Source organism: Pseudomonas sp. p106, from assembly GCF_003936645.1.
Taxonomy (GTDB): Bacteria; Pseudomonadota; Gammaproteobacteria; order Pseudomonadales; family Pseudomonadaceae; genus Aquipseudomonas; species Aquipseudomonas putida_E.
On the sequence record NZ_RHQR01000004.1, the window covers coordinates 154,924 to 168,389 of the forward strand.

Here is a 13,466-nt window from a genome sequence, read left to right on the forward strand (position 1 = left end):
CCTTGCGCGTGCTTATAATGGCCGGCATGGCCGAAAGGAGATCCTTATGCTGTTGCGTGGTTTGACCTGGCTGGTGCTGTTCCAGCTGCTGGGTACGGCGCTCAATCATCTATTGGTGCCGATACTGCCCGGGCCGATCATCGGCCTTTTGCTTTTGTTGTCGTTCCTCATGGCCCGCGGTGAGGTCGGCAAGCCGTTGAACGAGGCGGCGAGCAGTCTGTTGCGTTACCTGCCGCTACTGTTGGTGCCGCCAGCAGTGGGTGTGATGGTGTATGCCAAGGATATCGCTGCAGACTTCTGGGCCATCGCCGGCGCGCTTCTGATCTCCTGCCTGGCCACCTTGGTCTTTGTCGGTGTATTGATGCAGAAACTCATGCATCGCCAGGGCAAGCGCGGGGAGCAGCCATGATCCTCGATTGGCAGGGCGCGCTCGATGCGGTTGTCCACCATCCGCTGTTTGGCATTGGCATTACGCTGGGTGCCTATCAGGTGGTGCTAGCAGCTTACGAGAAAACGCGCTGGATCTTCCTGCAGCCGGTACTGGTGTCGATGGTCATGGTGATCGGTGTGTTGCTGGTCTGTGGTATCGACTACCGTGAGTACCGCAAGAGCACCGAGATCATGAACATCCTGCTGGGGCCGGCCACGGTGGCCTTGGCCGTGCCGCTCTACCTCAACCTGCGGCGTATCCGGCAGCTGTTCTGGCCGACATTTACTACGCTGGTAATCGGAGGCCTGTTCGCCACGCTCTGCTGCCTGTTGCTGGGCTGGTGGTTCGGCGCCGAACACATGATCCTGATGACCATGGCGCCGAAGTCGGTGACCTCACCGATTGCCATGCTTGTGGCCGAGCAAATTGGTGGTGTGGCGGCCCTGGCGGCGGTCTTCGTGTTGATCACCGGGGTGATCGGGGCCATTTTCGGCCCTGCGCTGTTGAGCCGTTTTGGTGTGCATAGCCCCGAGGCGCGCGGCATGTCCCTGGGCGTGACCGCGCATGCCGTGGGTACCTCGGTGGCCTTGCAGGAAAGTGACGAGTGCGGCGCGTTTGCCGCACTGGCGATGAGCCTGATGGGGGTGGCCACGGCGGTGTTCCTGCCGTTGGCGGTCAGCCTGGTGGCTTGAGGAGTTGTGATGACGCTACCGCTGTTTCCCCTCAATACTGTGTTGTTTCCCGGTTGCCTGCTGGATTTGCAGATATTCGAAGCCCGCTACCTGGACATGATTGGCCGCTGCATGAAGCAGGGCACAGGCTTTGGTGTGGTGTGCATCGTCGAAGGCGAGCAGGTCGGCAAGGCGCCGCCTGTGGTTGCATCGATCGGGTGCGAGGCGCTGATCCGTGATTTTGTCCAGCAGGACAACGGCTTGCTGGGTATCCGTGTGGAAGGTGTGCGGCGCTTCGAGCTGGGTCAGACCGAGGTGCAGAAAGACCAGTTGCTGCTGGGCGAGGTGCATTGGCTGGCGGAGCAGGCGGACAGCCCGCTGACCGATCAGGACGATGACCTGCTGGCCCTGCTGGTGGCGTTGGGTGAGCACCCGATGGTCGAGGCGCTGGACATGCCCCGTGACGTCGCGGGGCGCCAGGCACTGGCCAACCAGCTGGCTTATCTGCTGCCGTTCATGGAAGAGGACAAGCTGGACTTGCTGGCGATCGACTCGCCGTCGCAGCGGCTGGCGGAAATCCAGAGGCTGCTGGAGCGGATTCAGGGTGAGTTGTTTGCCTGATAGAGGGTGGTTGCCTTTATGGCCCTATCGCCGGCAAGCCTGCTTGCCGGCGATAGGGCTGTACAGCCAGCGTCAATATTGGTAACGCTCCAGGGCCAACGGCAAGGCATACAGGGCAAAGAAAGCCAGTAATGCGATACACGCCGGTAGTACCAGCCACCATACCCGTTGTGGCAATGCATTGAGCGGCTGGCGATATTGCACCAGCGTCAGGCTGAGCGCGCAGACGCAGCAGGCCAGCAAGGCTCCGGCCAGGATGTCGGTCGGCCAATGCGCTCCCAGGTACACGCGCGACAGGGCAATCGCCAGCGCCGGAATGCACCCCAGCATCACCCAGGTCAGGCGCATGCGTGGCGGCTGGCCACGCCCTGCCAGCACCGCCATCACCAGAAAGAACGCAAACGAGGCCGAGCTATGCCCGCTGGGCATGCTGTAACTGGTCAAGGGGTCGGTCAGCACCTCCGGTCGCGCCCGGGCGAACAGCCATTTCAGCGAGCCATTGGCAATTGCCGTACCCATCAAGGCGCCACCGGCGAACAGTGCATGCCGCCATTGTCGGGCGAGCAGCAGCAGGCCGGTGAGCAGCCCGCCCAGGAACAGTTGGGTGCGGAAATCGCCCAGGCGGGTTACCAGTACCATGGTGCCGTCCAAGGCTTGGCTGCGATGCTCCTGCACCAGGGTCATCACGCCCTGGTCGAACTCGTGAAAATACGGCCATCCCAGAAACACCCCGGCCAATGCCAGAAAGCTCAAGCCGGCGATCAGCCGCGTCCCATGGCGCTGGTCGCGTACGCTGCTGTTCAGGCTCAGCCCGATCAGCACCGCCAGGGCGCCGGCGATGATGCCTGCATCCAGCCAGAACCCTTCCGGCAATGGCAGGCGCATGGCCGCCCCGGTAGCCCAGCCCGGCAACAGGTAGGCGACCGACCAGCCGGCACCGGCCAGCACGCTGACCGCGATGAAGCGCGGCAACGGCATGTCGAACATGCCCGCGACCATCGGCAGCATCGGCCGCAGCGGGCCGATGAAACGGCCAACCAGCAAGCTGGCGATGCCGTAGCGCTGGAAGTAGGTTTCAGCGCTGCCGATCCATTCCGGGTGGTGGCGCAACAGGGGTAGGCGGCGGATGTTCTGGTGGAAGTACTTGCCTATCGTGTAAGACAGGGCGTCACCGAGCAGGCCACCGAGGAACCCCAGCAGCAATGTTTCGCCCAGGCTGAAGGTGCCGCTGCCGGCCAATACCGCGACGGCAAACAGCAGTACCGTACCAGGTACGATGATGCCGGCGATGGCCAGGCATTCGATGCAGGCCACCAGAAAAATTGCCACGCCAAGCCACTGCGGGTTGGCGCTGAGCCAGCCTGTCAGGCTGTCGAGCCATTGGCCCATGTTTCAGCTTCCTTGTTTGAGAATGAAAAAGTCTTGCCCTTCGACTTGCCCCCGGCGCAGCGGGTTCCGGGTGCAGAAGCGGGCGTATTCGGCGTCGATGAAACGGTACGGCAGGTGCTCATCGCGGCCATGGGGGATACCCAGGCGCGCGGCCTGGACCACTTTGGGCACGGTGATGGCACAATCCTCGACGTACAGGCGTTCAGGGTCGAAGCGCTGGCCATCCCACTGCGCTACCTTCAAGCCCAAGGCCCGGCAGAGCAGGGTCTGGCCGGCGCACAGGCGTTCGGCTGGGCGCAGCTTGCCGCTGGCGTCGGGGTTGTTCAACTGCATTTGCGCCAGGCTGTTGGCACCGGAAAGGGCGTCCACCCAGGGGTAGGCCGACTTTATGAGCACTGCATTGCCTGGGCCGTGTGCGCTGAAGTTGAGCGAGTCACCTCCGCGGGCGTAATACATGTAGATATGCCCGCCATCGAGAAACAGCGCCCTGCGTTTCTCTGTGTAGCCAAGCGAGGCATGGCTGCCCTTGTCAGTCAGGTAATAGGCCTCGGTTTCGATGATCCTTGCGGCCAGCCACAGGTCGCCATGCCGATGGCGGATGACCTTGCCCAGCAGGGCTTTGGCCAGGGTCTGGGCGTCTCGGTCGAAGAAGCTGTCGGGCAAGGCGCGGGCAGGGCAGGGGGTCGTGTCTGGCATGCTGGCGGTTCGTCGTGGTCAGGCGCGGATGATAGCAACGATTGGCTTAATCGAGGCTGAACCAAGACAGTTCGATAAGGCCGGTTACATCTTTCCTACAGATTCTTGTCTGCCATTTTCTACCATCCGCCACCCGCCGCTGGGCGTATACCTGCGCGGCAGTTATAATCAGCCGATTTCCCCTTCGCCAAGACACCGAACCCATGACTGAGTCCGTTCTTGACTACATGACCCGTTTGGGTCGCGCCGCTCGCCAGGCCTCCCGGGTGATCGCCCGCGCCAGCACTGCGCAGAAGAACCGCGCCCTGCAGGCTGCTGCCGATGCACTGGACGCCGCGCGTGCCGAGCTTACCGCAGCCAACGAACAGGACCTGGCCGCCGGCCGTGCCAACGGTCTGGAGCCTGCCCTGCTCGACCGCCTGGCCCTGACCCCAGCGCGTATCGACGGCATGATCACCGGCCTGCGCCAGGTGGCCAGCCTGGCAGACCCGGTCGGCGCCATCCGCGACATGAGCTATCGCCCGTCGGGTATTCAGGTCGGCAAGATGCGCGTGCCGCTGGGGGTGATCGGGATCATCTACGAATCGCGCCCGAACGTGACCATCGATGCCGCCAGCCTGTGCCTGAAGTCAGGCAACGCCACCATCCTGCGCGGCGGCTCCGAGGCCATTCACTCCAACCGCGCCATCGCCACCTGCATTCAGCGTGGCCTTGCCGAGGCCGGCCTGCCGGCCGCCGTGGTTCAGGTGGTCGAGACCACCGACCGTGAGGCGGTTGGCGCGCTGATCAGCATGCCTGAGTTTGTCGATGTCATCGTCCCGCGGGGCGGCCGTGGCCTGATCGAACGCATCAGCCGCGATGCCCGTGTGCCCGTCATCAAGCACCTGGACGGCATCTGTCACGTCTATGTTGCCGAGCACGCGGACCTGGACAAGGCCTGGCGCGTTGCTTTCAACGCCAAGACTTACCGTTACGGTATTTGCGGTGCGATGGAAACCCTGCTGGTCGACCAACGTGTGGCTGAAGGTTTCCTGCCGGAAATGGCCCGCCGTTTCCAGGAAAAGGGCGTCGAACTGCGCGGGTGCGAGCGTACCCGTGCGCTGATCGAGGCCAAGCCGGCCAGCGAAGACGATTGGCACACCGAGTACCTCGACGCCATCCTGTCGATTCGTGTGGTCGATGGCCTGGACCAGGCCATCGAGCACATCAACCACTATGGCTCGCATCACACCGATTCGATCATTACCGAACACCAGGGCCAGGCCCGTCAGTTCATGGCCGAGGTGGACTCGGCATCGGTGATGCTCAACACCCCGACCTGCTTCGCCGACGGCTTCGAGTATGGCCTGGGCGCGGAGATCGGTATTTCCACCGACAAGCTGCACGCCCGCGGCCCGGTCGGCCTGGAAGGCCTGACCTGCGAGAAGTACGTAGTGATCGGCGATGGCCAACTGCGCGGCCAGGAGTCCTGCTGAGTTGAGCAAGGCCCAGGCAGTCCGGCGCATCGGCATTCTTGGCGGTACTTTCGACCCCGTGCACATCGGCCACCTGCGCAGCGCGCTTGAGGTCGCCGAGTTCATGGGGCTGGAAGAGATGCGCCTGTTGCCCAATGCCCGGCCGCCACACCGCGACACCCCGCAGGTGGCGGCCGAAGATCGCCTGGCGATGGTGCGTGGGGCCGTGCAAGGCGTCGAACGCCTGAGCGTGGATGCCCGCGAGCTTGAGCGCGACAAGCCGTCCTACACCATCGATACGCTGGAGTCGGTCCGCGCCGAACTGGGCGCTGCTGACCAGCTGTTTCTGGTGTTGGGCTGGGATGCCTTCTGCGGTTTGCCTGGCTGGCACCGCTGGGAAGAACTGCTGCAACACTGTCACATCCTGGTGCTGCAACGCCCGGATGCCGACGTTGAACCCCCTGACGAGCTGCGTAACCTGTTGGCCGCGCGCTCCGAGAGCGATCCCACCGCCATGTCCGGCCCGGCGGGTAGTATTTCGTTCGTCTGGCAGACACCGCTTGCGGTGTCGGCTACACAGATCCGACAGCTGCTGGCCAGCGGCAGGTCGGTGAGGTTCCTGGTGCCGGACGCCGTACTGGCCTACATCGAGGCGCATGAACTGTATCGTGCGCCTAACTGACGGTGCCCTGTGGGCGCCTCATCCAACGAGTTGAACGAGTTTTATATGAGCAAGCAGAAAATCAATGGCGAAGAACTGGTCAAGCTGACCATCAGCGCGCTGGAAGACGTCAAGGCCCAGGATATCCAGGTCATCGACGTTCGCGAGAAGCACAGCCTGACCGACTACATGATCATTGCCACCGGTACCTCCAATCGCCAGATCAACGCGATGCTGGAAAAGGTCCGTGAAGCGGTCAAGAAAGAAGGTGCGCAGCCGCTGGGCGAAGAAGGCAAGGGCGACAGCGACTGGGTACTGCTGGACCTGAACGACGTCATCGTGCACATGATGACCGCCGCTGCCCGCCAGTTCTACGACCTGGAACGCCTGTGGCTGGGTGCCGAGCAGAGCCGCGCCGCCGATGCCAAGCACCACAGCCCGGAAAACGCCAGCGACTACTTCACCGACAAGCTCAAAGACCGGGAATAAGGAAGCGTCGTGCGTCTGCGCCTGATCGCGGTCGGCTCGCGCATGCCCAAGTGGGTCGAGGAAGGCTGGCATGAATATGCCAAGCGCCTGCCCCAGGAGCTGTCGCTGGAGCTGGTGGAAATTCCGCTGAACACCCGTGGCAAGAATGCCGACGTCGCCCGCCTGATTCGTCAGGAGGGTGAGGCCATGCTGAGCAAGGTTCAGCCCGGGGAACGCATCGTCACCCTCGAGGTCCATGGCAAGCCCTGGAGTACCGAGCAATTGGCGACCGAGCTGGACCGCTGGCGGCTGGATTCGCGCACGGTGAATTTGATGGTGGGCGGCCCGGAAGGGCTGGCGCCTGAGGTTTGTGCGCGCGCCGAGCAACGCTGGTCGCTGTCGCCGCTGACCCTGCCGCACCCGTTGGTAAGGATACTCATCGGCGAGCAGATCTACCGCGCCTGGACCGTGTTGTCCGGGCACCCTTACCACAAATGAGCCTGTAAGCAGTCCGATGTCGCAGCCGATCCGCCTCAAGGACCACGAGAAAGACGCCCGCCTGGTGCGTAACCGCGTCGTGGTCGGCGCCGTCGCGATCATGCTGCTTGTCTGCGTGTTGATCGCACGCCTGTACTACCTGCAGATCATCCAGTACGACTACCACTCCACGTTGTCAGAGAACAATCGGGTGCACGTGCAGCCGATCCCGCCGACGCGCGGGCTGATCTTCGACCGCAATGGGGTGATCATCGCCGATAACCGGCCGAGCTTCAGCCTGTCCATGACCCGTGAACGTGCGGGTAACTGGCAGGAAGTGCTGGACAATATCGTGGAAGTGCTGGAGCTGACGCCGGACGATCGTGCACTTTTCGAAAAACGCATGAGGCAGGGGCGTAGGCCGTTCGAGCCAGTGCCGATCCTGTTCGAGCTGAACGAAGAGCAGATCGCCCGCGTGGCGGTCAACCAGTTCCGTTTGCCTGGCGTCGAAGTGGTCGCCCAGTTGGTGCGGCATTACCCGCAAGGGGCGCATTTCGCCCATTCGGTAGGGTATGTCGGGCGGATCAACGAGAAAGAGCTCAAAAGCCTAGATCCTGTGAACTACAGCGGCACCCACCATATCGGCAAGACCGGTATCGAGCGCTTCTACGAAGCCGACCTGCACGGCCAGGTCGGTTACGAGGAAGTCGAGACCAACGCTCGCGGGCGCGTGCTGCGGGTCCTCAAGCGTACCGACCCGAAACCTGGCAAGGACATCGTGCTGAGCCTGGACATCAAGTTGCAGGAAGCTGCCGAAGCGGCCCTGGGTGGGCGCCGCGGTGCGGTGGTAGCGCTCGACCCGCGCAACGGCGAAGTGCTGGCGATGGTCAGCCAGCCGAGTTTCGACCCCAACCTGTTCGTCACCGGCATCAGTTTCAAGGCCTACGCCGAGTTGCGCGACTCGATCGACCGGCCGCTGTTCAACCGCGTGCTGCGCGGCTTGTACCCGCCGGGTTCGACCATCAAGCCGGCGGTTGCCATCGCCGGCCTCGACAGTGGTGTGGTCAACGCCGGCAGTCGTGTGTTCGACCCGGGGTATTACCAACTGCCCAACTACGATCACAAATACCGTAACTGGAACCGCAGTGGTGATGGCTGGGTCGACCTGGATACCGCAATCATGCGTTCCAATGACACCTATTTCTACGATCTTGCCCACAAGATGGGTATCGATCGGCTGTCCACCTACATGAACAAGTTCGGCATCGGCCAGAAAGTTGCCCTGGACATGTTCGAGGAGTCGGCCGGGCTGATGCCGTCGCGTGAATGGAAGCGCGCCACCCGCCGTCAAGCCTGGTTCCCCGGTGAAACCCTGATTCTGGGCATCGGTCAGGGCTACATGCAGGCAACACCGCTGCAACTGGCCCAGGCCACAGCGCTGATCGCCAACAAAGGCGTTTGGAACCGTCCGCACCTGGCCAAGACCATCGAAGGCCAGCCGCCCGTGGACCCGAACCCGATGGAAAACATCATCCTGCGTGACAAGTCCGACTGGGCCAAGGTCACCCACGGCATGGAGCAGGTGATGCACAACGCCCGTGGTACTGCACGCAAGGCTGCGGCCGGTGCCCAGTACCGCATTGCCGGCAAGAGCGGTACCGCGCAGGTGGTAGCGATCAAGCAGGGCGAGAAATACGACCGCAACAAAATTCAGGAGCGCCACCGCGACCATGCGTTGTTCGTCGCCTTCGCCCCGGCCGACGATCCGAAGATCGTGGTTTCGGTGATGGTCGAGAACGGCGAGTCCGGCTCCGGTGTAGCCGCACCCGTGGTGCGGCAGATCATGGACGCCTGGCTGCTCGACGAGAACGGTCGGCTCAAGCCCGAGTTCGCTCCTGCCACTGTCGCCCAGGAAACGGCCCCGTGAAGAACAATTTCGATCGCATGCTCTCCAGCGAGGACGTGATGCGTCGACGCGCCAGCTTCCTGCAGCGCATCCACATCGACGGCCCCTTGCTGGTCATCCTGCTGACCCTCGCCGCCGGCAGTCTGTTCGTGCTCTATTCTGCCAGCGGCAAGAACTGGGATTTGCTACTTAAGCAGGCCACTTCATTCGGTATCGGGCTGGTGTCGATGTTCGTCATCGCTCAGCTTGAACCCCGCTTCATGGCGCGCTGGGTGCCTCTTGCCTATCTCACTGGGGTGCTGCTGCTGGTCGTGGTGGACGTCATGGGCCATAACGCCATGGGTGCCACGCGCTGGATCAACATACCCGGGGTAATACGCTTCCAGCCCTCGGAGTTCATGAAGATCATCATGCCGGCGACCATCGCCTGGTACCTGTCCAAACGCACCTTGCCGCCTCATTTGAAACACGTGGCCATCAGCCTGGTGCTGATTGGCGTGCCGTTCATCCTCATCGTCCGCCAGCCGGACCTGGGTACGGCGTTGCTGATCCTTGCCTCCGGCGCCTTCGTGCTGTTCATGGGCGGCCTGCGCTGGCGCTGGATCCTCAGCGTGCTGACGGCGGCCGTGCCTGTGGCGGTGGCCATGTGGTTCTTCGTCATGCACGACTACCAGAAACAGCGTGTGCTGACGTTCCTCGACCCTGAAAGCGACCCGCTGGGCACCGGCTGGAACATCATCCAGTCCAAAGCGGCCATTGGCTCGGGTGGCGTGTTCGGCAAGGGCTGGCTGCTGGGCACCCAGTCGCACCTGGACTTCCTTCCCGAGAGCCACACCGACTTCATCATCGCAGTGCTCGGCGAGGAATTCGGCCTGGTCGGCATCTGCCTGCTGCTGATCGTTTACCTCTTGCTGATCGGTCGTGGGCTGATGATCACGGCTCAGGCGCAGACCTTGTTCGGCAAGCTGCTTGCAGGCAGCCTGACCATGACCTTCTTTGTATATGTATTCGTCAATATCGGTATGGTCAGCGGCCTATTGCCCGTGGTGGGCGTGCCGCTGCCCTTCATTAGTTATGGCGGAACTTCGTTGGTGACGCTGCTGTCAGCGTTTGGCGTTCTCATGTCGATCCATACGCACCGTAAATGGATCGCACAGGTTTGAAAAAGGTGAAGAATTTCATGCAAGCAGTGCGTAACTGGGCTGCCCGTTTTGCGCCGTGGTTCGGCGCGGTGGGCCTGTTCGCCGCTGTCCAGCAGGCGCATGCCGGCGATTATGACGGCTCGCCTCAGGTGGCCGAATTCGTCGGTGAGATGAGCCGCGACTATGGCTTTGCCAGCGAGCAGTTGATGGGCGTGTTCCGCGAGGTTCAGCGCAAGCAATCGATCCTGGACGCCATATCGCGGCCGGCCGAGCGGGTAAAACCGTGGAAGGATTACCGACCGATGTTCATTACCGACGCGCGCATCGCCCGCGGTGTGGACTTCTGGCGCCAGCATGAAGCGGTGCTGGCCCGGGCGGAGCAGGAGTACGGCGTACCGGCGCAGTACATCGTCGCGATCATCGGTGTGGAAACCTTTTTTGGCCGCAACACTGGCAACTACCGTGTGATCGATGCCTTGTCGACCCTGGGCTTCGATTACCCGCCGCGCGCCGAGTTCTTCCGCAAGGAGCTGCGTGAATACCTGCTGCTGTCGCGCGAAGAGCAGCTCGACCCGCTGACCCTCAAAGGTTCATACGCCGGTGCCATGGGCCTGCCGCAGTTCATGCCGAGCAGCTTTCGCAACTACGCGGTGGACTTCGATGGCGATGGCCACATCAATATCTGGAACAACCCTGACGATGCCATCGGCAGTGTCGCCAGCTACTTCAAAGAGCACGGCTGGGTGGCTGGGCAGGGCGTGGTCAGTCGCGCCCAGGTCAGTGGTGCGCGGGCAGACGAAGGCCTGACCACGGGTATCGAGCCGGTGAAAACGGTCGCAGAGTTGCAGGCGCTTGGCTGGTCGAGTCATGATGCGTTGCGCGGTGATCTGCCAGTCACCGCCTTCCGTCTGGAAGGCGCAAACGGGCCTGAATACTGGTTGGGCCTGAAGAATTTCTACGCGATCACTCGCTACAACCGCAGCGTGATGTATGCCATGGCGGTGCATCAGCTTTCGGAACAGCTGGTCCAAGCACGGGGCGTCAAGTAATGCGCGCAATGATTTCTGCCAATACCTTCAAGTTGCTGGCCTGCATGGCCGTCGGCATGCTGCTGGTCAGTTGCTCCTCCAGCCGGCCGGCCCCCCAGAAAAGCGGCAATACCGTTCGTGCGCAGCCTGGCCTGGATATCAACCGTGCCCACAAGGACGGTGCGCCGTGGTGGGACGTGGATGTGAACAAGATCCCGGACGCGACGCCGACCGTGCACACGGGCAACTACAAGGCCAACCCTTACACGGTGCTGGGTAAGACCTACTACCCCATGCAGGACTCGCGCAACTACCGTGCCGAAGGCACCGCCTCCTGGTACGGCACCAAGTTCCACGGGCAGAACACCGCCAACGGTGAGCTGTACGACCTGTATGGCATGAGCGCAGCGCACAAGACCCTGCCGCTGCCGGCCTACGTGCGGGTGACCAACCTCGCCAACGGGCGCAGTGTGATCCTGCGGGTCAATGACCGTGGCCCGTTCTACTCCGACCGCATCATCGACCTGTCCTATGCCGCAGCCAAGAAGCTCGGCTATGCCGAGAGCGGCACCGCGCATGTGCGGGTCGAAGGTATCGATCCCCAGCAATGGTGGGCTCAGCGTGGCCAGCAGCCGCCGTTGATGCTCAAGGAGCCTAAGGCCACCCAGCCTCAGGCGATTGCGGCCAGCACCGGGCGTGTCGAGCAATGGTCGCCGCCGGCGCAGCAACACGCAGCGCCCGTAGTGCCAGTGCAAGTGGGTGGCAACAATGTGCCGGCAGGCAACGGTGGCAGCTTCCTGCAGGTGGGCGCATTTGCCAACCCCGACGCCGCCGAGCTGTTGCGTTCGAAGCTGAGCACCATGGTCAGCGCACCGGTGTTCATCAGCTCCATCGTGCGCAACCAGCAGACCCTGCACCGCGTGCGCCTGGGGCCGATCAGCAGCCAGGGCGAAATCCAGCAGGCGCAGGACAGCATTCGCCTGGCGAACCTTGGCCAGGCCAAGCTGGTCACAGACTGACGGCAGCGGCAAGCGGCAAGCGGCAAGCGGCAAGCGGCAAGCGGCAAGCTTCAAGAAGAAGCCAAGGTGCGCGTCGCCTTGTCTTGCAGCTTGCAGCTTGCAGCTTGCAGCTTGAGCCTCAAGCTGTCTGTTTTGTCATGAATTGACGGGCGCGGCCATGTACAATGTCCGCTTTTGCCCGCAGCGACATAAAGCCGCACTTCCTGGGCTCGGCCCTGAGCCGCAAAAACTAGACTGACTGGCGCTGGGCACACGATGTGGCCCAGGGAACATCTCAGACCATTAGCGATTTTCGAGAGACGGATGAACATCACCAACCTTGCCAAACGACTTTGCCTGCCCGTACTGCTGATGATCACGCCTGCTGCCTTTGCGGCAGAGCAGATGATGCCGGCACCACCGCAACTGGCAGCCAAGTCCTACGTACTCATGGACGCGTCCAGCGGCAATGTGCTGGTCGAGAACAACGGTGACGAGCGCCTGCCGCCAGCCAGCCTGACCAAGCTGATGACCGCCTACATCGCCACCCTGGACATCCGCCGTGGCCAGATCGGCGAGAACGATCCGGTCACCGTCAGCGAGAATGCCTGGCGCACCGGTGGTTCGCGCATGTTCATCAAGGTCGGTAGCCAGGTCACCGTCAGTGACCTGCTGCATGGCATCATCATCCAGTCGGGCAACGACGCATCGGTCGCCTTGGCCGAGCACATCGCTGGCAGCGAAGATGCTTTTGCCGACATGATGAACAAGACTGCCGCCGACCTGGGTCTGTCCAACAGCCACTTCATGAACCCGACCGGTCTGCCGCACCCGGACCACTACTCCTCGGCCCATGACATGGCTACCCTGGCGCGCGCGATCATCAACGTCGACCCGGCCCACTACGCCATCTACTCGCAGAAAGAGTTCTTCTGGAACAACATCAAGCAGCCAAACCGCAACCTGCTGCTGTGGCGTGACAAGACGGTCGATGGCCTGAAGACCGGCCACACCGAAGAAGCCGGCTACTGCATGGTGGCCTCGGCTGTACGCGACGGCCAGCGCTTGATCGCGGTGGTGTTCGGCACCAACAGCGAGCAGTCCCGTGCTGCCGAAACCCAGAAGCTGCTGACCTATGGCTTCCGCTTCTTCGAAACCCAGACCTTCTATCAAAAGGGCACCGAACTGACCCAGGCCCCGGTCTGGAAAGGCGCCACCAGCATTGTCAAAGCCGGCCTGGCCGACGACCTGACCCTGACCATGCCCAAAGGCCAGATGAAGCGCCTCCAGGCGTCGATGACCATGAACCCGCAGCTCACCGCACCGATCGCCAAAGGTGACGTGATCGGTAAAGTGGAAGTCAAACTGGACGAGAACGTGGTTCACAGCGCCGACCTGATCGCCCTCGATGGCGTAGAGGAAGGTGGTTTCATCCGTCGTATGTGGGATAGCATCCGTCTATTCTTCTACGGGTTGTTCAACTGATACGTGACCTGCACGCCCCCGTAATCCTGCGGGGGCGTTG

Annotated in this window: 14 protein-coding genes; 12 read left to right on the forward strand and 2 right to left on the reverse strand. The window is 62.4% G+C overall.

Annotated features, from left to right (window positions below; genetic code table 11):
* Positions 1-46 precede the first annotated feature (46 nt).
* Genes EGJ09_RS06985 through EGJ09_RS06995 form a run of 3 tightly spaced genes read left to right on the forward strand, consistent with a single transcriptional unit; the run spans position 47 to position 1,722 of the window.
* On the forward strand, positions 47-409 hold the full coding sequence (locus tag EGJ09_RS06985; protein ID WP_046785123.1) for a CidA/LrgA family protein: 363 nt from the start codon (positions 47-49) through the stop codon (positions 407-409).
* Positions 406-1,122, forward strand: coding sequence for an LrgB family protein (locus EGJ09_RS06990; RefSeq protein WP_046785124.1), 717 nt, complete (start codon positions 406-408; stop codon positions 1,120-1,122). Before EGJ09_RS06985 ends, EGJ09_RS06990 begins: the two co-directional genes overlap by 4 nt.
* Positions 1,123-1,131: 9 nt before the next feature.
* Positions 1,132-1,722 (forward strand): LON peptidase substrate-binding domain-containing protein, encoded by a 591-nt coding sequence (locus EGJ09_RS06995; protein WP_046785125.1) that lies wholly within the window; start codon positions 1,132-1,134, stop codon positions 1,720-1,722.
* Between the two features lie 72 nt (positions 1,723-1,794).
* On the opposite strand, the gene EGJ09_RS07000 is transcribed toward EGJ09_RS06995, so the two are convergent.
* The gene (locus tag EGJ09_RS07000; protein ID WP_115273491.1) at positions 1,795-3,111 is read right to left on the reverse strand and encodes a bifunctional DedA family/phosphatase PAP2 family protein; all 1,317 of its coding nucleotides are present in this window, start codon (positions 3,109-3,111) and stop codon (positions 1,795-1,797) included.
* A 3-nt stretch (positions 3,112-3,114) separates the two neighbouring features.
* Positions 3,115-3,807 (reverse strand): DNA-3-methyladenine glycosylase, encoded by a 693-nt coding sequence (locus EGJ09_RS07005; RefSeq protein WP_046785127.1) that lies wholly within the window; start codon positions 3,805-3,807, stop codon positions 3,115-3,117.
* A gap of 203 nt (positions 3,808-4,010) precedes the next feature.
* Here EGJ09_RS07005 and EGJ09_RS07010 point away from each other — a divergent pair, with 203 nt between their 5' ends.
* The 9 genes from EGJ09_RS07010 (at position 4,011) to EGJ09_RS07050 (ending at position 13,426) form a co-directional block, all read left to right on the forward strand.
* Positions 4,011-5,282, forward strand: coding sequence for a glutamate-5-semialdehyde dehydrogenase (locus EGJ09_RS07010; protein WP_046785128.1), 1,272 nt, complete (start codon positions 4,011-4,013; stop codon positions 5,280-5,282).
* Entirely contained in the window at positions 5,251-5,943 is a 693-nt protein-coding gene (nadD, locus tag EGJ09_RS07015; protein ID WP_046785129.1) for a nicotinate-nucleotide adenylyltransferase, read from the forward strand. Before EGJ09_RS07010 ends, nadD begins: the two co-directional genes overlap by 32 nt.
* Before the next feature lie 45 nt (positions 5,944-5,988).
* Positions 5,989-6,411 (forward strand): ribosome silencing factor, encoded by a 423-nt coding sequence (gene rsfS / locus EGJ09_RS07020; protein WP_012312550.1) that lies wholly within the window; start codon positions 5,989-5,991, stop codon positions 6,409-6,411.
* A gap of 9 nt (positions 6,412-6,420) precedes the next feature.
* A complete protein-coding gene (rlmH, locus tag EGJ09_RS07025; RefSeq protein ID WP_008090421.1) occupies positions 6,421-6,888 on the forward strand; it encodes a 23S rRNA (pseudouridine(1915)-N(3))-methyltransferase RlmH in 468 nt (155 codons plus the stop codon).
* Between the two features lie 16 nt (positions 6,889-6,904).
* Positions 6,905-8,794, forward strand: a complete 1,890-nt coding sequence (gene mrdA / locus EGJ09_RS07030; protein ID WP_125923511.1) for a penicillin-binding protein 2 — start codon at positions 6,905-6,907, stop codon at positions 8,792-8,794.
* Positions 8,795-8,832: 38 nt separating this feature from the next.
* A complete protein-coding gene (gene rodA, locus EGJ09_RS07035) occupies positions 8,833-9,936 on the forward strand; it encodes a rod shape-determining protein RodA (protein WP_042111868.1) in 1,104 nt (367 codons plus the stop codon).
* Between the two features lie 17 nt (positions 9,937-9,953).
* Entirely contained in the window at positions 9,954-10,964 is a 1,011-nt protein-coding gene (mltB, locus tag EGJ09_RS07040) for a lytic murein transglycosylase B (protein WP_046785178.1), read from the forward strand.
* On the forward strand, positions 10,964-11,962 hold the full coding sequence (locus EGJ09_RS07045; RefSeq protein WP_046785131.1) for a septal ring lytic transglycosylase RlpA family protein: 999 nt from the start codon (positions 10,964-10,966) through the stop codon (positions 11,960-11,962). Before mltB ends, EGJ09_RS07045 begins: the two co-directional genes overlap by 1 nt.
* A gap of 303 nt (positions 11,963-12,265) precedes the next feature.
* Positions 12,266-13,426 (forward strand): D-alanyl-D-alanine carboxypeptidase family protein, encoded by a 1,161-nt coding sequence (locus EGJ09_RS07050; RefSeq protein ID WP_046785132.1) that lies wholly within the window; start codon positions 12,266-12,268, stop codon positions 13,424-13,426.
* The last annotated feature ends 40 nt before the right edge of the window (positions 13,427-13,466 follow it).